The 19,317-nt window shown below is 72.1% G+C and carries 18 protein-coding genes; 10 read left to right on the top strand and 8 right to left on the bottom strand.

From position 1 onward, the window contains the following. The first annotated feature begins 72 nt into the window (after positions 1 to 72). The 8 genes from rapZ (at position 73) to AB0C12_RS14285 (ending at position 8,522) form a co-directional block, all read left to right on the top strand. Positions 73 to 969: an RNase adapter RapZ gene (rapZ, locus tag AB0C12_RS14320; RefSeq protein WP_212993108.1), complete on the top strand. Its 897-nt coding sequence runs from the start codon at positions 73 to 75 to the stop codon at positions 967 to 969. A 50-nt stretch (positions 970 to 1,019) separates the two neighbouring features. Further along, positions 1,020 to 2,297 (top strand): 2-phospho-L-lactate transferase CofD family protein, encoded by a 1,278-nt coding sequence (locus tag AB0C12_RS14315; RefSeq protein ID WP_360547809.1) that lies wholly within the window; start codon positions 1,020 to 1,022, stop codon positions 2,295 to 2,297. 42 nt (positions 2,298 to 2,339) lie between these two features. Continuing rightward, positions 2,340 to 3,320 carry a DNA-binding protein WhiA gene (whiA, locus tag AB0C12_RS14310; RefSeq protein ID WP_184996434.1) on the top strand — a complete coding sequence of 327 codons (981 nt, stop codon included), beginning with the start codon at positions 2,340 to 2,342 and terminating at the stop codon, positions 3,318 to 3,320. A gap of 1,345 nt (positions 3,321 to 4,665) precedes the next feature. Next, positions 4,666 to 5,661: a type I glyceraldehyde-3-phosphate dehydrogenase gene (gap, locus tag AB0C12_RS14305; RefSeq protein ID WP_360547807.1), complete on the top strand. Its 996-nt coding sequence runs from the start codon at positions 4,666 to 4,668 to the stop codon at positions 5,659 to 5,661. 5 nt (positions 5,662 to 5,666) lie between these two features. After that, the gene (locus AB0C12_RS14300; RefSeq protein ID WP_360547805.1) at positions 5,667 to 6,863 is read left to right on the top strand and encodes a phosphoglycerate kinase; all 1,197 of its coding nucleotides are present in this window, start codon (positions 5,667 to 5,669) and stop codon (positions 6,861 to 6,863) included. Further along, positions 6,863 to 7,654, top strand: coding sequence for a triose-phosphate isomerase (tpiA, locus tag AB0C12_RS14295; RefSeq protein ID WP_360547803.1), 792 nt, complete (start codon positions 6,863 to 6,865; stop codon positions 7,652 to 7,654). The genes AB0C12_RS14300 and tpiA overlap by 1 nt, the downstream gene beginning before the upstream one ends. Before the next feature lie 87 nt (positions 7,655 to 7,741). Further along, positions 7,742 to 7,996, top strand: coding sequence for a preprotein translocase subunit SecG (gene secG / locus AB0C12_RS14290; protein ID WP_360547801.1), 255 nt, complete (start codon positions 7,742 to 7,744; stop codon positions 7,994 to 7,996). A 178-nt stretch (positions 7,997 to 8,174) separates the two neighbouring features. Then, a complete protein-coding gene (locus AB0C12_RS14285; RefSeq protein ID WP_203763021.1) occupies positions 8,175 to 8,522 on the top strand; it encodes an RNA polymerase-binding protein RbpA in 348 nt (115 codons plus the stop codon). Between the two features lie 6 nt (positions 8,523 to 8,528). Here the strand turns inward: AB0C12_RS14285 and AB0C12_RS14280 are convergent, their stop codons facing one another. Together AB0C12_RS14280 and AB0C12_RS14275 are read right to left on the bottom strand one after the other, a co-directional pair. Then, complete coding sequence (locus AB0C12_RS14280; RefSeq protein ID WP_360547798.1) at positions 8,529 to 9,143, bottom strand: GNAT family N-acetyltransferase; 615 nt, start codon at positions 9,141 to 9,143, stop codon at positions 8,529 to 8,531. Between the two features lie 91 nt (positions 9,144 to 9,234). Next, entirely contained in the window at positions 9,235 to 9,678 is a 444-nt protein-coding gene (locus AB0C12_RS14275) for a hypothetical protein (protein ID WP_360547797.1), read from the bottom strand. A 9-nt stretch (positions 9,679 to 9,687) separates the two neighbouring features. Here AB0C12_RS14275 and AB0C12_RS14270 point away from each other — a divergent pair, with 9 nt between their 5' ends. Both AB0C12_RS14270 and AB0C12_RS14265 read left to right on the top strand, forming a co-directional pair. Then, positions 9,688 to 10,272, top strand: coding sequence for a sigma-70 family RNA polymerase sigma factor (locus AB0C12_RS14270; protein WP_360547795.1), 585 nt, complete (start codon positions 9,688 to 9,690; stop codon positions 10,270 to 10,272). After that, complete coding sequence (locus AB0C12_RS14265; protein ID WP_360547793.1) at positions 10,269 to 10,685, top strand: hypothetical protein; 417 nt, start codon at positions 10,269 to 10,271, stop codon at positions 10,683 to 10,685. Before AB0C12_RS14270 ends, AB0C12_RS14265 begins: the two co-directional genes overlap by 4 nt. A gap of 269 nt (positions 10,686 to 10,954) precedes the next feature. Here the strand turns inward: AB0C12_RS14265 and pgl are convergent, their stop codons facing one another. From pgl to tkt, 6 genes are all read right to left on the bottom strand, one after another. Next, positions 10,955 to 11,725: a 6-phosphogluconolactonase gene (gene pgl, locus AB0C12_RS14260; RefSeq protein ID WP_360547791.1), complete on the bottom strand. Its 771-nt coding sequence runs from the start codon at positions 11,723 to 11,725 to the stop codon at positions 10,955 to 10,957. Between the two features lie 69 nt (positions 11,726 to 11,794). Further along, positions 11,795 to 12,811 carry a glucose-6-phosphate dehydrogenase assembly protein OpcA gene (locus AB0C12_RS14255; protein ID WP_360547789.1) on the bottom strand — a complete coding sequence of 339 codons (1,017 nt, stop codon included), beginning with the start codon at positions 12,809 to 12,811 and terminating at the stop codon, positions 11,795 to 11,797. Further along, positions 12,808 to 14,325 carry a glucose-6-phosphate dehydrogenase gene (zwf, locus tag AB0C12_RS14250; RefSeq protein ID WP_360547787.1) on the bottom strand — a complete coding sequence of 506 codons (1,518 nt, stop codon included), beginning with the start codon at positions 14,323 to 14,325 and terminating at the stop codon, positions 12,808 to 12,810. Before zwf ends, AB0C12_RS14255 begins: the two co-directional genes overlap by 4 nt. 50 nt (positions 14,326 to 14,375) lie before the next feature. Beyond that, positions 14,376 to 15,878 (bottom strand): glucose-6-phosphate isomerase, encoded by a 1,503-nt coding sequence (locus tag AB0C12_RS14245; protein WP_360547785.1) that lies wholly within the window; start codon positions 15,876 to 15,878, stop codon positions 14,376 to 14,378. Beyond that, positions 15,875 to 17,014, bottom strand: a complete 1,140-nt coding sequence (gene tal / locus AB0C12_RS14240) for a transaldolase (protein WP_360547783.1) — start codon at positions 17,012 to 17,014, stop codon at positions 15,875 to 15,877. The genes AB0C12_RS14245 and tal overlap by 4 nt, the downstream gene beginning before the upstream one ends. Before the next feature lie 54 nt (positions 17,015 to 17,068). Further along, positions 17,069 to 19,285 carry a transketolase gene (tkt, locus tag AB0C12_RS14235; protein ID WP_360548998.1) on the bottom strand — a complete coding sequence of 739 codons (2,217 nt, stop codon included), beginning with the start codon at positions 19,283 to 19,285 and terminating at the stop codon, positions 17,069 to 17,071. Positions 19,286 to 19,317 lie beyond the last annotated feature (32 nt).

Raw genomic sequence — 19,317 nt, 5'->3', positions numbered from 1 at the left:
GCCTAGGATGCAGTGTCCGCCCGGAGGGGGCGCAGGCGCAGTGCGGTTCAGGAGGAGTGCGTGACCGAGTCGATGCCGGAGTTCGTTCCGGAGCTGACGCCCGACGAGGCCGGAACCGACCTCGTGGTGGTGACCGGGGTGTCCGGTGGCGGCCGCAGCACGGTCGCCCGCGCCCTGGAGAACGTCGGCTTCTACGTCGTCGACAACCTGCCGCAGGCGCTCATGCTCGACATGGCCCAGCTCGCCTTCGAGGCCGGCGGGGCTGCCCGCCGTACGGCAATGGTCCTCGACGTCCGCAGCCGGGCCTTCTCCACCGACCTGGCCGGCGCGGTCCGCGCGCTCAAGGAGCGCGGCTTCTCGCCGCGCGTCGTGTTCGTCGACGCCGACGACGAGGTGCTGATCCGGCGCTTCGAATCCGTCCGGCGCTCACACCCGCTGCAGGGCGACGGCCGTCTCGCCGACGGCATCGCCGCCGAGCGCAAACTGCTCGAAGAGGCGCGCGAGCAGTCCGACGTGATCATCGACACGAGCCACCTGAACGTGAACCAGCTCCGCCGCCGCGTCGAGGAGCTGTTCGGCGGCGAGGACGCCCGGCGGCTGCGCATCACTGTGCTCTCGTTCGGCTTCAAGTACGGCCTGCCGCCCGACGCCGACTACGTGATGGACGCACGCTTCCTGCCGAACCCGTTCTGGGTGCCGGAGCTGCGCGAGCACACCGGCCTGGAAGAGGGCGTCAGCAGCTACGTGCTCGGCCAGGAAGGCGCGCACGACTTCGTCGGGACGTACGCGAGCCTGATCGCCGCGACGGCGCCCGGCTTCGAGCGCGAGGGCAAGCGCTACCTGACGGTGGCGGTCGGCTGCACCGGCGGCAAGCACCGCAGCGTCGCGATCGCCGAGGAGCTCACGGCGCAGCTGCGCGACATCCGCCTGTCCGCCCATTCCTCGCACCGCGACCTGGGGCGGGAGTGACGGCGGCGCAGCCGGCGGGGCCGGGCAGCAGCCCGGCAGAGCAACGCGGTGTGACCGCCGGTTCCAGCGACGACACCACGCGGCGCCGCATCAAGGTCGTGGCGTTCGGTGGCGGGCACGGGCTCGCGGCCTCCCTGCGCGGGCTGCGGAACTGCGCGCCCGAGCTGGACCTCGACATCACCGCCGTGGTGACGGTGGGGGACAACGGCGGGTCGAGCGGGCGGCTGCGGGCGGAACGTGACGCCCAGCTGCCGCCGGGTGACCTGCGGATGGCCCTGGCGGCGCTGGCCGGTGACGATCCCGGCCATCAGCGCACGGTGGCGCTCATGCAGCACCGGTTCGCCCTCGTCGGCAAACCGGACCGCCGCGGCTCCGGCTCCGACTTCGTCACCGGCGGCCGCGAAGCCGCCGGCTCAGGCGCGGACTCCGGTGCCCGTTCGGGCGCGGACGCTGGTCCCGGCTTGGGCGCGGACGCCGGCTCGGGCGCACTCGCCGGTCCCGGCGCGGACTCCGGTCCCGGCTCGGGCGCGGACGCCGGTCCCGACGCGGTCCCTGGTTCCGGTGCCGGAGGGCACGCGGGCGACAAGGCCGGCTGGGGCAGTGTCGACCGGCGGATCGCCTCGGTGGGGGGCAAGCACGACCCCCTCGCCGGGCACGCCGTCGGCAACCTGCTGCTGCTCGGCCTGCTCGAACTGCTCGGCGATCCCGTGGCCGCCCTCGAGCACGCCGCCGACATGGTCGGTGCCCGCGGCCGGGTCCTGCCCATGGCCTCGCACGCCGTCGGGATCGAGGCCGAGGTGCGCGGCGGTGATCCTGAACGGCCCGACGAGATCGTCACGGTGCGCGGGCAGCATGCCGTCGCCGTCGCCACCGGGCACATCGAGGCGCTGCGGATCGTGCCGTCCTCGCCGCCGGCCTGTCCGCCCGCGCTGGCCGCCATCGCCGAGGCCGACTGGTTGATCTTCGGGCCCGGCAGCTGGTACACGAGTGTTCTTCCGCATCTGCTCGTGCCCGAGCTGGCCGAGGCCATCGTCGCCAGTCCAGCCCGGCGGCTGGTCACGCTCAACCTCGGCGCCGACAACGAGACCTCCGGGCTCTCGGTGGCCGACCATCTGGCCGCCCTGCACTGGTATCTGCCGCGGCTGCGCGTGGACACCGTACTGGCCGACGCGAAGTGGGTCGGCGAGCCCGATCCGGTGCACCGGGCCGCCCGGGCCCTGGGTGCACGCCTGGTACTGGCGCCGCTGGCCGTTGCGGACGGCAGTCCCAAGCATGATCCTGAGTCGTTGGGCACAGCACTGGTGCCAGTCCTCGGCTCCGATCGTTAAGCAACTGGCGTACCGCGAAACAAGCATGAGGTGACTTCGAAGATGGCGATGACGGCAGCGGTCAAGGACGAGCTGAGCCGGGTCGACGTACCCAAGCCGTGCTGCCGCCGTGCGGAGATGGCCGCCCTGCTGCGCTTCGCCGGTGGGCTGCACATCGTGTCCGGGCGGGTGGTCGTCGAGGCCGAGCTCGACACCGGCGCGGTGGCCCGGCGGCTGCGGCGGGAGATCGCCGAGGTGTACGGCTACCCCAGCGAGGTGCACGTCCTCGCGTCCGGCGGCCTGCGCAAGGGCAGCCACTACATCGTGCGGATCGTCAAGGACGGCGAGGCGCTGGCCCGGCAGACCGGTCTGCTGGACGTCCGCGGCCGGCCGGTGCGTGGTCTGCCGCCGCATGTCGTGTCGGCCAACGTCTGCTGCGCGGTCGCGGCGTGGCGGGGCGCGTTCATGGCGCACGGCTCGCTGACCGAGCCCGGCCGCTCCAGCGCGCTGGAGATCACCTGCCCGGGCCCGGAGGCCGCGCTGGCGCTGCGCGGCGCCGCGCGCCGCATCGGCATCACCGCCAAGGAGCGCGAGGTGCGCGGCGTCGACCGCGTGGTGATCAAGGACGGGGACGCGATCGCGGCGCTGCTCACCCGCATCGGGGCGCACTCGAGCGTGCTGGCCTGGGAAGAGCGACGGGTACGCCGGGAAGTCCGCGCGACCGCGAACCGCCTGGCCAACTTCGACGACGCCAATCTGCGCCGCTCGGCCCGCGCAGCCGTGGCAGCAGCCGCACGAGTGACCCGCGCACTGGAGATCCTCGCGGACGAGGCCCCCAACCACCTGACCTCAGCGGGCCGGCTGCGCCTGGAACACCGCCAGGCCTCGCTGGAAGAGCTGGGCGCGCTGGCCGACCCACCACTGACAAAGGACGCGATCGCCGGCCGTATAAGGCGTCTGCTCGCCCTCGCCGACAAACGCGCCCGCGACCTGGGCATCCCCGACACAGAAGCAGCAGTGACCCCAGAAATGATGGCCTGCTGACCCACCCTTACCCCTGACGGAGCCCAACACCGCCTGACCGACCCCCGACACTGACGCCCGACGAAGACCCGGCCGCGCCTGGCGAAGGCCAACACTGCGCCTGCCCGAAGGCCGACACCGCGCCTGACCGGCCACCCGGCACCGGGCGTGACAGGCGGCGTGGCACCGGCGTAACGGCGGCCTGGCGTCGACCGTGACCGGCGGCTTGGCGCAGGTGTAACGGCGGCATGGCACCGGGTAACGGCGACGTAGCGTCGGGCGTGACCGGCGGCGTGGCACTGACGTGACAGCGGTCTGGCGCTGGGCGTGACCAGTGGCGTGGCACGGGCGTGACGGCGGTCTGGGGCTGGGCGTGACCAGTGGCGTGGCACGGGCGTGACGGCGGTCTGGGGTCGGGCGTGACGGGCGGCGTGGCACTGGCGTGACGGCGGTCTGGGGTCGGGCGTGACGGGCGGCGTGGCACTGGCGTGACGGCGGTCTGGGGCCGGGCGTGACTAGCGGCGTGGCACGGGCGTGACGGCGGTCTGGCGCCGGGCATGACCGACGGCTTGGCACCGATGTGACTGCGGGGTGGCACCAGGTGATGGCGACGTGGCGTCGAGCGTGACCAGCGGCCTGGCACCGCGCGTGATTGGTCCCGGCACCCGGCGTAACCGGCGCGGTCTATTCGCAGGACCACCGCCGACCCCGGCCTGCCCGACAGCATCCCCTGGCGTGACCCCAGGCGCGGCAGCCAGACCACAGACCGCAGGGGGATCACCGCCGGCACCATGCACCGAGCGCCGAGCAACCAAGAACCTGCCCGCCGGCAACTCGCATGCAAGGTTGGGGGCCGGGGGTGCCCAAGCAGGCATAGAAACGCTCCACCAGCCAGCTTGGGCACCCCCGGCCCCCAACCGTCAACCGCAACCGACCCGCCAACCCGAGCCGCAACCGACCGCAACCGACCCGCCGCGGCCACAGTCGATCGCCAACCCCCGGCGGAGCCCAACGGCCCGGACCACGACCCCCGGCCGCCGAGGAAACAGCGCCCAGCCAGGTTTGCGGTTGTCGATGGGTGTGCGCGTACCGGAAACGTTTGCGCGCCTCAGGTCACGATCAGGTCGCGCCCCCGGTCCAGGGGCGGGAGGGGTTCTCGGATAGGGTGGCCTCGACGGCGACGGTGCCGGCAAGCATGGCCGCCCGCGCCGGGCGCCGCCGGCAGCGCCAGCTCCGACCTGGCCGCGGCGGACTCGACCTTCGAGGCGCGGTGGCCAGATGAAGCAACTGCCGGCCCTCGATCAGGTCGGCACGCAGACCTCCGCCGGTCCTAGATCCCGGCGGACCGAAACGAGGAGATCCACCTGTGACCATCCGGGTTGGCATCAACGGCTTCGGCCGTATCGGCCGCAACTTCTTCCGGGCGGTTTCCGCCTCCGGCGCGGACATCGAGATCGTCGGTGTCAACGACCTGACCGACAACGCGACGCTCGCCCACCTGCTCAAGTACGACAGCATCCTGGGCCGCCTGCCGCACGAGGTGAAGGCCACCGCCGACGAGATCACCGTCGCCGGCAAGACCTTCAAGGCGTTCGCCGAGCGTGACCCGGCCAACCTGCACTGGGGTGACCTGGGCGCCGACGTCGTCATCGAGTCGACCGGCTTCTTCACCGACGCCACCAAGGCCAAGGCGCACGTCGACAACGGCGCCAAGAAGGTCATCATCTCGGCGCCGGCCAAGAACGAGGACATCACGATCGTGATGGGCGTCAACGACAACCTGTACGACGCCGCCAAGCACACGATCATCTCCAACGCTTCGTGCACCACCAACTGCCTCGCGCCGATGGCCAAGGTGCTCAACGACACGATCGGCATCGAGCGTGGTCTGATGACCACGATCCATGCCTACACGCAGGACCAGAACCTGCAGGACGGCCCGCACAAGGACCTGCGCCGCGCCCGCGCCGCCGCCCTCAACGTGGTGCCGACCTCCACCGGTGCCGCCAAGGCCGTCAGCCTGGTGCTGCCGGAGCTCAAGGGCAAGCTCGACGGTTTCGCGATGCGCGTGCCGATCCCGACCGGCTCGGCCACCGACCTGACCTTCCAGGCCGGCAAGGAGACCTCCGTCGACGAGGTCAACGCCGCCATCAAGGCCGCCGCGGACGGCCCGCTCAAGGGCATCCTGGTCTACACCGAGGACCAGATCGTCTCGGCGGACATCGTCACCGACCCGGCCTCCTGCATCTTCGACGCCGGCCTGACCAAGGTCATCGGCAACCAGGTCAAGGTCGTCGGCTGGTACGACAACGAGTGGGGTTACTCGAACCGCCTCGTCGACCTGGTCAAGCTGGTCGGCTGAGCCAGTTGAAGACTCTCGACGACCTGCTCGGCGAGGGTGTCTCGGGTCGGCGCGTGCTGGTGCGCGCCGACCTGAACGTCCCGTTCGACAAGGCTGACCCAAGCCGGATCAGTGACGACGGCCGCATCCGCGCGGTGCTGCCGACCCTGATCACTCTGCGTGACGCGGGTGCCCGCGTGATCGTGTGCTCGCACCTCGGCCGTCCCAAGGGCGCGCCGGACCCGAAGTACACGCTCGCGCCGGTCGCCACCCGCCTCGGTGAGCTGCTCGGCAACCCGGTCGTCTTCGCCGAGGACACCGTGGGCCCGTCCGCCCGGGCGGCCGCCGACGCGCTGCTCGACGGCCAGGTGCTGCTGCTGGAGAACCTGCGTTTCAACGCCGGCGAGACCAGCAAGGACGACGCCGTGCGCGGCGCGTTCGCGGACGAGCTGGCCGGGCTGGCGGAGTTCTACGTCGACGACGCGTTCGGCGCGGTGCACCGCAAGCACGCCTCGGTCTACGACGTCGCGGCCCGGCTCCCGCACTACGCCGGTGGCCTGGTCCTCACCGAGGTCGAGGTGCTGCGCAAGGTGACCGAGACCCCGGAGCAGCCGTACGTGGTGGTGCTCGGCGGCTCGAAGGTCTCCGACAAGCTCGCCGTCATCCAGGCGCTGCTGCCGAAGGTCGACAAGCTGCTCATCGGCGGCGGCATGTGCTTCACCTTCCTCAAGGCCCAGGGCCACGAGGTCGGCAAGTCGCTGCTCGAGGCCGAGATGATCTCCACCTGTGCCGACCTGCTCGCGCAGGCTGACGGCCGGATCGTGCTGCCGGTGGATGTTGTGGCCGCTGACGCCTTCGCTGCTGATGCCGCCCATGACGTGGTCGCTGCTGACGCGATCCCGGCCGACCGGCTCGGCCTGGACATCGGTCCGGCGTCCGTGGCTCTGTTCGCCGAGACGATCGGCGCGGCGAAGACGGTGTTCTGGAACGGCCCGATGGGCGTCTTCGAGCTGGCGCCGTTCGCGGCCGGCACCCGGGGCGTCGCCGAGGCGATCACCAAGATCGACGGCTTCTCGGTGGTCGGCGGCGGCGACTCGGCCGCGGCCGTCCGGGCCCTGGGCATCGACGAGTCCGGCTTCGGGCACATCTCGACCGGTGGCGGAGCCTCGCTGGAATACCTCGAGGGCAAGTCCCTGCCCGGCCTCTCGGCACTGGAGTCCTGATGTCAGACGTGACCCGCCGGCCGATCATGGCCGGCAACTGGAAGATGAACCTCAACCACTTCGAGGCCATCCTCCTGGTGCAGAAGCTCGCCGCGAGCCTGACCGAGCAGCAGCTGACCGACGTCGAGGCGGTTGTGCTGCCGCCGTACACCGACCTGCGCAGTGTGCAGACGGCGATCGACGGCGACAAGGTGCTGATCCGCTACGGCGCGCAGGACCTGTCCCCGCACAAGGGCGGCGCGTACACCGGGGACATCTCCGGGGTGATGCTGGCCAAGCTGGGCTGCACCTACGTGGTGATCGGGCACTCCGAGCGCCGCGAGTACCACAACGAGGACGACGCGCTGGTCAACGCCAAGGTGAAGGCGGCCCTGGCCAACGACCTGACGCCGATCCTGTGCGTGGGCGAGGGCCTGGAGATCCGCGAGGCCGCCGGCCACGTGCCGCACTGCTGCTCGCAGCTCGACGGCGCGCTCGACGGGCTCAAGGCCGAGCAGGTCAAGAACATCGTGATCGCGTACGAGCCGGTGTGGGCGATCGGCACCGGCAAGACCGCCACGCCCGACGACGCGCAGGAGGTGTGCGGCGCCATCCGGGCGCGGCTCGCCGAGAAGTACGGCGCGGAGACGGCGGACGCGGTGCGCGTGCAGTACGGCGGCTCGGTGAAGGCGGCCAACATCGCCGCGATCATGGCGCAGCCCGACGTGGACGGCGCCCTGATCGGTGGCGCGAGCCTGGACGCCGAGGAGTTCGCGTCGATCGTCCGGTTCCGCGAGCACGTCCAGCGCTGAGTTGTAGGCCCGGCCGCCGCGATGCGGTGGCCGGGCACCCGCTATTGTGGTGGCGCTGCTGTGCCCTTCGAGAGGAATGACCCGACCATGCCGATCGCGTTCGCGTACACGTTGATCGTGTTGCTGCTCATCTCCAGCATCCTGCTGACCCTGCTCGTCCTGCTGCACCGCGGCAAGGGCGGCGGCATGTCCAGCATGTTCGGTGGCGGCGTCACTTCCAGCCTCGCCGGCTCCTCGGTCGCGGAGAAGAACCTGGACCGCTACACGGTGCTCGTGGGCGTCATCTGGTTCGCCTGCATCGTGGGCCTGGGCCTCTGGCTCAAGGTCGCGCAGGCCGGCTGAAACACATAGTTAACGTCCGCTTCCCAAGCGTTCGTTATCAGGTCTTCCTCCAGATGCTCCGCGAGTCGTAGACTCTGCCGCGCGGTCCGGTCCGTCCGGGCCGCGCGGTTGTTTTACACCGCTTTTATACCGCCGCTTTCCCCGGCGATGAAACGCCCTCGAGACAGGAGTGACTTCCGTGTCCAGTGGCAGTGCGATCCGCGGCAGTCGTGTCGGCTCCAGCCCGATGCGCCCTGACGAGCGCAGTGAGCCCGCCCCGCGGCGGGAGGTGACGTACTGGTGCGCCGCCGGACACCCCGTGGAGGTCCGCTTCGCGGCCGATGTGGTGCCCCCGGAGACGTGGGACTGCACCCGGTGCGGCCAGCCCGGCGGTCTCGACCGGGAGAAGCCTCCCGGCCGGATGCGCAGCGAGCCCTACAAGTCGCACCTGGCCTACGTCAAGGAGCGGCGCTCCGACGAGGACGGGGCGGCCATCCTGGCCGAGGCGCTCGCCAAGGTCCGGCAGCGCCGCGGCCGCAGCGAGTAGGACACGTCACTCGGCCGTGCTCCGGCCGAGATAGGTGACGGTGGCCGCGCCGGGCACCGGAAGCTCGGCGAAGCCCAGCCGTTCGTAGAAGGCCCGGGCGCTGACGTTGGTCACTGCCATGCCCAGGTGCACCCGCGGCACCCCGGCGGCGCGCAGGCCGGTCAGGAAAGCGCTGATCAGGCCGCGGCCCCAGCCCTGGCCCTGCCACTGCGGCAGCAGGTCGATGTGCAGGTGCGCGGGATAGTCGGCCAGCTCCGGCACGATCATGCGCTCCGGGTGCTCGTGCAGCCACAGCATGCTGTCCTCGCGGGTCTCCGGCGGCTCCGCCGGGTGCGGGTAACGGCCGGCGGTCGCGGGCAGCCACTCGTCGCGGTAACGCCGCGCGAAGCGGACCGTGTCGGCCGTGCCGAGCACGTAGCCCACGGCTGCGCCGGTGCCGTCGTCGAGCACGTACGCGTGTTCCGGCTCGAGCGTCACGTACGGCGCCGCGAAGATGTCGCCCATCAGGCGGTCGGACGAGTACTGCCCCCGGGCGTCACCCCCGGCATCGGCGGTACGGACGCAGATGTCGTAGACGGCGTCGAGGTCGGCGGGACGGTACGCGCGGATCAAGGGCTGCACAGCCGCGAGTCTAGGTAACGGCAACCTGTGACGGGCGTCACCGTGGCACAGCCAACCCATTCCGGCGCCGCGCGTCTACTCCTGCGAAGGATCACCCCCGACCGCACAGGAGTTCCGCGATGCGCCTGAACCGCCGTACCGCCTCGATCGTCACCGCCGCGACTGTCGTCGTCCTGGCCGGCGTGGTGACCGCCACCAGGGCTTTCGCGGACGAGGCCCCGGCACCGGCGCCGGCGGTGACCAGCCCGGCTCCGGCCACGTCGCCCGCCGCGTCGCCGGCCCCCACCGCCAGCACGGCCCCGGAGGAGACCAGCGCTCCGGCGGAGTCTCCGGTGGCCCGCCCGGTGCCCGCGGAGCCGACCGCGACCGCCGCGCCGGTGCCGTCGCCGACCCGGGTCAAGCCCACCGCCGCGCCGGTGCCGTCGCCGACGCGGCTCAAGCCGAGCGCCTCCACGGTGCCGTCGCCGACGCGGGCCGGCGACAAGCCGGGCGCCACCCCGGTACCCTCGCCCACCCGGACCCGGCGCTGACCCACAGGACTGCCATGACCTTCGTCGTAGCGCTGCCGGCGCTCGTACCGCGCTGGCTGCGCTCGATGCTGTCCGGACGATCGGCGGCGGTGCGCGGCGCGGGCGCGGACGGGCCGCCGCCGATCAACGAGCTGTACCACGCCCGCCGGCTCAGCCTGGTGCGGCTGGCGGTGCTCATGGTCGACGACCTGCCCACCGCCGAGGACATCGTGCAGGACGTGTTCGCCGCCCTGTACCGGCGGCACGGGGCTGACCTGCGTACCGTGGCGGACCCGCACGCGTACCTCACGACCGGGGTGATGAACGCCGCGCGGTCGGCGCTGCGGCGCCGGCGCACCGCCCGCGCCTACGTCCCGCCGCGTCCGGGCCTCGCGCCGGCCGCCGAGGACGAGGTGCTGCTCGGCCAGGGCGACCGCGAGGTGCTGGCCGCGCTGGCCCGGCTGACCGTGCGGCAACGCCAGGTCGTGGTGCTGCGGTACTGGTCGGAGCTGTCCGAGCAGGAGATCGCCGAGGTGCTGCGGGTGTCCCGCGGCACGGTCAAGTCGACCGCGAGCCGCGCGCTGGGCGTCCTGCGCGGCCTGCTGGGGGAGCGCCGATGAGCACGGACGTGGAGGATCGGGTGCGCCGGGCGTTGTCCGCGCGGGCCGGTCAGATCACCCCTGGCAGCCTGCAGCCGGCCGTGCCGCCGACCGCGGCGGCGCCGGCCCGCCGGTCGTGGTGGCCCCGGTGGCGCTCGCTGCTGGTGGTCGCGGCCGTCGTGGTGGCGGTGGTCTTCTCGGTACGGCGGCCCGCCGGTGATCCGCCGCTGCCGGTCCCGAACGCCCCGGCCGCCACGGTGCCCTCGCCGTCGTTCTCGCCCTCGCCCAGCCCGACGTCGGTCTCCGAGCCGGTCCCGTCGACCGTCGGCATCAGCGACTCGCCCCCGCCGCCGTCGGCCACGCTCGCCCCGAGCGCCTCCCCGAAGCGTGCCGGGCCCGACACTGAGGCTCCGACGCCCGCCCGGTCGCCCTGACCGGGTTCGTCAGCCTGGCCCGGTCCGGGCGTGCGGGCCCGGTCCGGCGGCGTCGTGCTGGGTGGCTGCACTGATTCGCCCGGCCGCGCTGGCCGGGCCGACGGGGTTGTGCTGGGGTGGGCGCGCTGGTTCGCCCGGCCGCGCTGGCCGGGCCGACGGGGTTGTGCTGGGGTGGGAGCGCTGGATCGCCCGGCCGCGCTGGCCGAGCCGGCGGCGTTGAGCCGCGTGGCTGCGCCTCCGCCGGCCTGACCCGGTGCCGGGCCGGCCGGTCAGCGCAGGCTGCGGGCCTTCGGCGGGACGTTGGCCGCCGCGGCCCGGTCCAGCAGCCACAGCGTCTTGTCCGTGCCGACCGCGCCCGCCGCCGGCAGCTGCTGGGGCCCGGCACCCTCGATCGCCATGCCGACCGGGGCCGCCTTGTCCTTGCCCGCGGCGATCAGCCAGACCTCCTCGGCCGTCTGGATCGTCGGCATGGTCAGCGAGATCCGGGTCGGCGGCGGCTTCGGGCTGTTGTGCACCGCCGCGACCGTGCCGGTCTCGTAACCGCCCGGGTGCTCCGGGAAGATCGACGCCACGTGCCCGTCCTCGCCCACGCCGAGCATCAGCACGTCGAAGTGCGGCAGCTCGGAGCTGCCCGGCTTGGCCGCCGCGGCCAGCTCGCGGGCGTAGCGGGCGGCGGCCGCCTTGGCGTCGTCGCCGTCCGGGCCGTCGGACGGGGGCATGGCGTGCACGCGGGCCGGGTCCAGCGGCAGGGCGTCCAGCAGTGCCTCGCGGGCCTGGGTCTCGTTGCGGTCCGGGTCACCGGCGGGCAGGAAGCGCTCGTCGCCCCACCACAGGTCGACCCGGGACCAGTCGACCGCGTCCGCGGCCGGCAGCTCCTTGACCGAGCGCAGCACCTTGGCCGCCACCCGGCCGCCGGTCAGCACGACACCGGCCCAGCCGCGCTCGGCCTGCGCGTCGATGATCTTGATGACCAGCCGCGCCGCCACCGTCGACGCCAGGATGTCGGCGTCGGGAACCACCACCACAACGGTCTCGCTCATGAAGCCCCTCGTCACCGGAGAAAGGGGCCACCCGCCGAGTCGGCGAGCGGCCCCCACGATCTTAGAGCGTCAGGCGGCGGAGCCACCCGGGCCGGCGAAGGCGCCGGCCGCGTCGCCCGCCTGGGCCGCCTGCATCGGGTCCTTCCACACGTGTACGCGCATAGCCGGCTTGCTGTCCAGCCCCGCTACACCGGCCATCGCCCCCAGCGCCTCGCCGTAGATCTGGTCGGCGTCCAGCCGGCGCAGTTCCTCGGCGAGCTCGTCACCGACGGGTCGCTTCGGCAGCGGCATGTACCGGTCTTCCTGGCCGGTGCGGCTGAACAGCGCGGTGCCCTCGTCCCGGGTGACCCGGACGCAGTCGCCGTTGGCGCACTGGAGCTCCACCGAGTGCATCCGCGGCGAACGGTCGGTGTGCTCCCACACCGGGTCGATGCCCAGCCGCGACTTCAGCCAGCCCTGCATCAGCGCGGCGGTCGGGTCGTTGAGCGGCGCCACGATCGTCGCGCCGGTGACCCGCTCGTCGGTGGTGTCGAACGCGCCGGCCACCAGGGTGCGCCAGAGCGTGATCCGGGTCCAGGTGAGGTCGGTGTCGCCGGGGGCGTAGTCCTTGGCCCGCTGGCGCAACGCGGCCACCGGGTCCGGCGCGAGCTTGCAGTCGGTGATGCGCCGATCGGCCACCACGCCCAGGAAGTCGTTGGCGATGACGTCCGGCGGCTCGCTGTGCCACCAGGTCACCACGGGCACGTCCGGGGCGAGCAGGGGCATGACGACCGACTCGGCGTGCAGGGCCAGGCGGCCGTACATGCGCATCACGACGGCCTCGGCCGGGCCCAGCCGGCCGCCCACCACGATCTCCGCGTCCAGCCGGCTGCGGCCCTCGAGGTCCGAGCGGACCACGATGAGCAGGCGGCAGGGGTGCGCGGACGCCGCGATGGTCGCGGCGGCCTCGGCCTCGCGGACCTTCTTCTCCTCCACGACGGCGACCAGCGTCAGGGCGAGGCCGCTGGCCACCCCACCCGCACTGCGCCGTTCGGCCGCGAGGGCCTTGACGACCTCGTTGCCCGTGGTGTCCCACAGCCCGATCATGCTCGCCTCCACGCGCGGCCCTCGCGGGCCAACATCTCGTCGGACGCCCGCGGGCCCCACTCACCGGAGCGGTACGGCTCCGGCTTGGTCCCGGCCCAGGCGGCCTCCAGCGGGTCGATGACCTGCCAGCTCTGCTCGATCTCGGCCGCGTCCGGGAACAGCGTCCGGTCGCCGACCAGCACGTCGAGCACGAGCCGCTCGTACGCCTCCGGGCTGGACTCGGTGAACGCCTCCCCGTACTGGAAGTCCATCGCGATGTCGCGGACCTCCATCGTGGTGCCGGGCACCTTGGAACCGAACTTGAGCACCACGCCCTCGTCCGGCTGCACCCGGATGACCAGCTGGTTGTTGCCCAGCATCTCCACGTCGGCCGGGTCGAACGGCAGGTGCGGCGCCTTCTTGAACATGATGGCGATCTCGGTGACCCGCCGCGGCATCCGCTTGCCGACGCGGACGAAGAACGGCACCTCGGCCCAGCGTCTGTTCTGGATGCCGAGCCGGACGGCCACGTACGTCTCCGTGGTGGAGTCCGGCGGGATGTTGGCTTCCTCGAGGTAGCCGACCGCGCGCTCACCGGCGACCCAGCCGGGCAGATACTGCCCGCGGACCGAGCCCTTGGCGATGTCGGCGGGCAGGCTGATGGCCTTGAGCACCTTCAGCTTCTCGGCGCGTACGTCATTGGGGTCGAAGCTCGTCGGCTCCTCCATGCCCACCAGCGCGAGCAGCTGCAGCAGGTGGTTCTGCAGCACGTCGCGGGCCGCGCCGGAGGCGTCGTAGAACGCCGCCCGGGTGCCGATGCCGACGTCCTCGGCCATGGTGATCTGCACCGAGTCGACGTACTTGGAATTCCACACCGGCTCGAACAGGTTGTTCGCGAAGCGCAGGGCCAGGATGTTCTGGACCGTCTCCTTGCCGAGGTAGTGGTCGATGCGGAACACGTCGGCCGGGGTGAAGACCTCGTCGACCAGCTTGTTCAGCGCCATCGCGGTCTTCAGGTCGTTGCCGAACGGCTTCTCGACCACCACCCGCCGCCAGCCGCCGGACTTGGCGTTGTCGGCCATCCCGGTGCGGGCCAGCTGATTCAGCACCAGCGGGAACGCGGCGGGCGGGATGGAGAAGTAGAAGGCGGCGTTGCCCGCGATGCCGTTGCGCTCACGCAGATCGTCCAGCGTGGTCGCCAGGTGGTCGAAGGCGGCGTCGTCGTCGAACGAGCCGGGCACGAACTGGAACTGGCTGGCCAGCCTGGTCCAGACGTCCTCACGCCACGGGGTCCGGGCGCCCTTCTTGGCCGCCTCGTAGGCCAGCGACTCGAAGTCGCCGTCGCCCCAGTCGCGGCGGGCGAAGCCCAGGACCACGAAGCCGGGCGGCAGCAGACCCCGGTTGGCCAGGTCGTAGACCGCCGGGATGAGTTTCTTTCGGGACAGGTCGCCCGTGACTCCGAAGATCACCAGAGCGCAGGGCTCGGGGATCCTGGGAAGCCGTCGGTCCTGTGCGGTACGAAGCGGATTACCCACGAGTCCCATCCTGCCAGCTTTTTGGTGTCCCGCAGCGTTACGGCCAAGGGTCAGTGCCGCAACATCTCGGCGGCGGTGAGGACCTGGCGGATGCCGCCGGGCCGGTCGGTGAGGTGCAGATGCAGCAGCGGACGGCCGCGGCCGGCCAACGCCTGACGGTCGCCGCCGGCCCGGGCGGCCTGCAGACCGCCGAGCGTGCGCTCCTGGCCCGGCACTGCGACGTCGCCGGTGACCGCGCCGGTGATCTGCAGAAACGAGCCGTGCAGCGGCCCGCCGCGGTGGTACGAGCCCCAGCCGAAGCCCACCGGGCGGCCGCCCGCGGCGGACAGCAGGGGCCGCAACCGGGCCACCTCGGCGTCGCCGGTGCGGTCCAGGAAGGCCTGGATGCGGAGCTGATCGTCCACGTCGGCGAGCAGTCCACGCAGTGCGCCGGCGAGGTCCGTGGCGGGACCGGTGGTGAAGATCTCCACGGCGCCCTCGACGAAGGACGGTGTCGTGGGCCCGGGATCGGCGGTCTCGGCGGGAAAGTCACGGAACGGGTCCACGCCGCGTACGTGCGCGGCGATCGCGACCGCGTACGGCCAGGCGAGGAAGTGGGCGCCCAGCGGGCCGTTGACGGCCACCATCGGGCCGGTGACGTCGGCCAGCACCGCGGCCGGCGCCAGACTGCCGCCGTAGGTCACGGTCAGGGCGTCGCCGGGAGCGTCCTGCGGGCCCCGGGTCCGGAACGGCGCCGGCGGCGGCTCGTCCCCGGCGATGGTCACCGGCAGGCCGAGACCCCCGGTGAGCAGGTCGGCGGCCCACTCGCCGAGCTCCAGGCCGGAGCCGTCGGGGACGAGCAGGATCCGCTCGGCGGCGGCCAGGGCGACCCCCAGCGCCAGGGCGGGATTGTCGTCGTCGCGGGCCAGCGACGGTGCGAACAGCTCGGCCTGGTCGATCAGCTCGGCGACGTCCACCCCGGCCAAAGCGGCCGGCACCAGAGTGGCGGCACCGAGCGCGCCGGGCTCGGCGGGGACGGTAACCGCGCCGGCCGCCTCCAGCTCCGGCAGCGGCCCGCCCAGCAGCACGAAATGCCGTCCCGCCTCGGCCGCGGTCAGGCCCAGATCGCGGTACGCCTGCCAGAACACACTGCCCAGGACCTCGTCGGCCAGCACCACGACGGTGCGCCGCAGCCGGGCGGGGTCGTCGAGCAGGGCGCGGACCGGGTGCGGATCCGGATCGTCCAGCACGGTCAGCGGCCGGCCCAGGGTGCGGGCGACGGCCCCGGCGGCCCGGCCGGGACCGGCCAGCACCACATTGCTGAGATCGCCGAGCTCCTCGTGCAGCTCGGCGATCAGGGGAAGCAATTCGGCCCCGCCCCGGTACGCGTCCAGGAAGCGGAGCCGACCGAGCGCCCGCCCCTCGGCGGCGGGTCCCCACAGGGTGGGGTCCTTGCCGGCGAGCAGGCCGGGAATGCCCTGCGCGACCAGCTCGCGGCGGGAAGCCGACGCCGGGCTGCCGTGAACGGCGAACCCCGCGGCGGCCTCCACACCCGCGAGCAGGTCGTCGGTCACTTAGCGGCGTCGCTCGGGCTGTCCGAACCCTTCGCGGCGGCGGCCAGTGACTTCTTCACGTCTTCCAGCAGCTCGGCCCAGCTGGCCTCGAACTTCTCGACGCCCTCGTCCTCGAGGACCCGGAACACATCGGTCAGGTCGACCCCGGCGGCGGCGACGTCGTCCATCACCTTCTGCGCCTGGGTGTACGAGCCGGTGACCGTGTCGCCGCGGGTCTCCCCGTGGTCCTCGAACGCCTTGATGACCGCTTCCGGCATGGTGTTGACCGTGCCCGGAGCGATCAGCTCCTCGACGTAGATGGTGTCCTTGTAGTCCGGGTTCTTCGTGCCGGTCGAGGCCCAGAGCGGCCGCTGCGGGAGGGCACCCGCGTCGGCCAGCGCCTGCCAGCGGTCGGAGCTGAACACCTCGGCGTACGCCTGGTACGCGAGCTGCGCGTTGGCGACGGCGGCCTTGCCCCGCAGGGCCTTGGCCTCCTCGCTGCCGATCTTGTCGAGCCGCTTGTCGATCTCGGTGTCCACGCGGGACACGAAGAACGAGGCGACCGAACCGATCTTGGTGAGGTCGTGGCCGTTGGCCTTGGCCTGCTCCATGCCGGCCAGGAACGCGTCCATGACGGCCCGGTAGCGCTCCAGCGAGAAGATGAGCGTCACGTTGACGCTGATGCCCGCGGCCAGCGTCGAGGTGATCGCGGGCAGGCCCGCCTGGGTCGCCGGGATCTTGATGTAGAGGTTCGGCCGGTCGACCAGCCACCACAGCGTCTTGGCCTCGGAGGCGGTCTTCTCGGTCAGGTGCGCGCTGCGCGGGTCGACCTCGATGGACACCCGGCCGTCGACCCCGTTGGACGCGTCGTACGCCGGCTTCATCACGTCACACGCCCAGCGCACGTCGTACGACGTCAGCAGGCGCACAGCCTCCTCGACCGTCACCTCCTGCGCGGCCAGGTCCTTCAGCTGCTTGTCGTACGCCTCCGCGTCAGCCAGGGCCTTGGCGAAGATGGACGGATTGGTGGTCACGCCGACCACGTGCTGCTCGCGGCGCATCTTGTCGAGCGAGCCGGTCTCGAGCCGGACGCGGGAGAGGTCGTCGAGCCACACCGCTACGCCAGCGGCGGAGAGCTCTGCCAGCCTGTCAACCATCGCTACTCCTCAGTCTTTCTACCCTTGCAGTGCGGCGAAGCCGCCCTAGGTAGCTCAGTTTCCGGTCTTGTGACCGGTGATTTCGCCGACCTTGGCGAGGGCGGCGTTGGCCTTGGCCACCACGTTGTCCGCGGTGAACCCGAACTGCTCGAACAGCACCTTGGCGGGGGCGCTGGCGCCGTAGTGCTCGATGCTGACCGCCTCGCCGGCCTCGCCCAGCAGGCGGTCCCAGCTCATCCGGATGCCGGCCTCGACCGTCACCCGGGCCTTGACGCCGCGCGGCAGGACCTGCTGCTGGTACGCCGTGTCCTGCTCGAAGAACCACTCCTGGCAGGGCATGGACACGACCCGGGTCGGGGTGCCCTCGGCCTCCAGCCGCTCCTGCGCGGTGAGGCAGATGGACAGCTCGGAGCCGGTGCCGATGAGGATGACCTTGGGCTCGCCGCCGGTCGCGTCGGAGATGACGTAACCGCCCTTGAGGGTGCCCTCGGCCGAGGCGTACTTGCCGCGGTCGATGGTCGGCAGGTTCTGCCGGGACAGCGCCAGCGCGGTCGGCCGGTCGGTGTGCTCCAGGGCGCCGCGCCAGGCCCACGCGGTCTCGTTGGCGTCGGCCGGGCGGACCACGTCGAGCCCGACGATGGCGCGCAGCGCGGACAGCGTCTCGATCGGCTGGTGCGTCGGGCCGTCCTCGCCCAGGCCGATGGAGTCGTGCGTCCACACGTAGGTGACCGGCAGCTTCATCAGCGCGGACAGCCGGACGGCGCCCCGCATGTAGTCGCTGAAGACCAGGAACGTGCCGCCGTACGGGCGGGTGCCGCCGTGCGCCACGATGCCGTTGAGGATCGAGCCCATGCCGTGCTCGCGGATGCCGAAGTGCAGCGTGCGGCCGTACTCGTGACCCGGGAACGCCTTGGTGGCGTACTCGCTCGGGATGAACGAGGGCTCGCCCTTCATGGTGGTGTTGTTGCTCTCGGCCAGGTCGGCCGAGCCGCCCCAGAGCTCGGGCAGCACCGGCGCCAGCGCGTCGAGGACCTTGCCGGAGGCGGCGCGGGTGGCGATGCCCTTCTCGTCCGCGGGGAACTCGGGCAGGGCCTCGTGCCAGCCCTGCGGCAGGGTACGGGTCGACAGCCGGTCGAACAGCGCCTTGCCCTCGGGGTTGCTCGCGGCCCAGGCCTGGAAGGACTTGTCCCACTCGGCGTGCACGGCGCGGCCGCGCTCGACGACCTGGCGGGCGTGCTGGAGGACCTCGTCGGCGACGTCGAAGGTCTTGTTCGGGTCGAAGCCGAGGATCTCCTTGGTCGCGCGGACCTCGTCCTCGCCCAGCGCGGAGCCGTGGATCTTGCCGGTGTTCTGCTTGTTCGGCGCGGGCCAGCCGATGATCGTCTTGAGCACGATGAACGTGGGCCGGTCGGTGACCTCCTGGCCCGCCTTGATCGCCGCGTACAGCGCCTCGACGTCCTCCTGGTACTCGGTGCCCTTGTCCGGGTCACCCTTGCGCCAGTCGACGTGCCGCACGTCCCAGCCGTAGGCCGCGTACCGGGCGCCGACGTCCTCGTTCTTGGCGATCCGGGTGTCGTCCTCGATGGAGATCTCGTTGTCGTCGTAGATCACCGTGAGGTTGCCGAGCTTCTGCACGCCCGCGATGGCGCTCGACTCGTGGCTCACGCCTTCCTCGATGTCGCCGTCGGAGCACAGCGCGTACACGTTGTGGTCGAACAGTGAGTCACCGTCGGCGTTCGGGTCGAACAGGCCGCGCTCGCGGCGGGCGGCCATCGCCATGCCCACGGCGTTGCCGATGCCCTGGCCGAGCGGGCCGGTGGTGACCTCGACGCCGGGGGTGTGGCCGTACTCCGGGTGCCCGGGGGTCAGCGAGCCCCACTGGCGCAGCGCGGCCAGGTCGTCCAGCGCCAGGCCGTAGCCGGAGAGATAGAGCTGGATGTAGAGGGTGAGGCTGGAGTGGCCACAGGAGAGAACGAAGCGGTCCCGGCCGGCCCAGAGCGGGTCCGTCGGGTCATGGCGCATGACCCGGTTGAACAGCAGGTACGCGGCGGGCGCGAGGCTCATCGCCGTGCCGGGGTGGCCGTTACCGGATTTCTCGACGGCGTCCATGGCCAGCACCCGGACGGTGTCGACCGCCCGGCGGTCTAGGTCGGACCAGTTCAAATCGTCTTTGGCAGCCACGTCGGTTGCGCTCCTCGGGCATGGTGTGTCGAATCCTTTTGACTTGACCCTATCCATTCCCGGTAAACCCCCGCCCGGGGAACGGCACAGGCCCATACGCTGAGAGCGGACAGTGAACCTTG

This window comes from Actinoplanes sp. NPDC048967 (genome assembly GCF_040649415.1).
Classification (GTDB): Bacteria; Actinomycetota; Actinomycetes; order Mycobacteriales; family Micromonosporaceae; genus Actinoplanes.
The sequence above is the reverse complement of the archived record's forward strand: the minus strand, read 5'-3'. Positions and strand labels throughout refer to the sequence as shown.